Consider the following 1,332-nt stretch of genomic DNA (forward strand, 5'->3'; position numbering starts at 1 on the left):
CCGTCTCCGTTCGGATGGCGCTTGGCGCGCTAATCATTCAGGAACGAGAAGGTTTTTCGGATCGTCACTTGGTCCAGCACATCACGGAAAACCCGTACCTGCAGTACTTCATTGGTCTTGAGGCGTATCAAGAGGAACCACCTTTTGATCCCTCTCTTCTGACGTATTTTCGCAAGCGATTGGGTCCCGATATCATCAACCAAGTCAATGAATGGATTGTGCAAGCCGGATTGCAGGAAGAACAGAATGGGGACGACGACGAGAACAGGGACGAACCTCCTAGGGAATCTGGAAAGTTCGATGCAAACGGTGGATCGCAATCTGAAGTTCAGGAGCCACCAACCCATCAAGGAAAGCTCATCCTGGATGCAACCTGTACACCAGCAGACGTGGCCTACCCAACTGACTTGTCGTTGTTGAACAAAGCGCGTGAGAAGTTGGAGGATATCCTTGACACGCTCCATGCGCCGCACAAAGGCGAAATGAAGAAGCCGAGAGACCGACGTCGTCAAGCACGCCGGGACTATCTGAGAACTGCAAAGAACCGCAAGCCAGGTCGCTCAGAGATTCGCAGAGCCGTTGGGCGACAATTGCGTTACGTGGCGAGGGACTTGAGATTTATTAAACAACTCGTCCAACACACTCCGCTAACAGCACTCTCGCGGCGACAATACCGTGACCTCTTGGTCATTGGTGAGTTGTATCGTCAACAACGAGAAATGTATCGATTGCGTAACCATCGGGTGAGCGACCGGATCGTGAGTATCGTACAGCCTGATGTTCGGCCGATTGTACGTGGAAAGGCAAAGGCGAATGTGGAGTTCGGTCCAAAATTGGCCATCAGTGTGGTCAATGGATACACCTTGCTGGAGGAGATCGGTTGGGACAGTTTCAATGAAGGCACGACGCTGATAGAGTCGGTGGAGCGCTACCAAGAACGCTTCGGATACTACCCGGAGGCCATCTTGGCGGACAAAATCTATCGAACGCGGGAGAATCTCAAGTACTGCAAGGACCACGGAATCCGGCTGAGCGGTCCGAAACTCGGACGACCGCCCAAGCAGACGGACCCTGAGCAAAAGAAAATGGAACGGCAGGACATGGGCGAGCGGAATGCCGTGGAAGGAAAATTCGGAGAAGGCAAGCGAATCTACGGGCTTGGCCTGATTCGAGCACGCCTTCGTCAGACGAGCGAGACGGTTATTGCCATCCAACTACTGGTATTGAACCTTGAGAAGAGGTTACGGCTTCTTTTTTGGCTCATACTCGATGAACTCTTCGGAACGGATTTCGACATAAGCAAGGTTGTTGCATAGATCATTCAGCAGCCCC

The 1,332-nt window shown here is 52.4% G+C and carries 1 protein-coding gene; it reads left to right on the plus strand.

The genetic code is table 11. The annotated features are described in order from the left end of the window. Positions 1 to 1,316 (plus strand): IS5 family transposase (locus tag J3482_RS20065; RefSeq protein WP_206923069.1); only part of this gene is annotated, 1,316 nt, incomplete at its 5' end. Positions 1,317 to 1,332: the final 16 nt, after the last annotated feature.

Origin of the sequence: Alicyclobacillus suci (assembly GCF_017329615.1) — a bacterium.
Classification (GTDB): domain Bacteria; phylum Bacillota; class Bacilli; order Alicyclobacillales; family Alicyclobacillaceae; genus Alicyclobacillus; species Alicyclobacillus suci.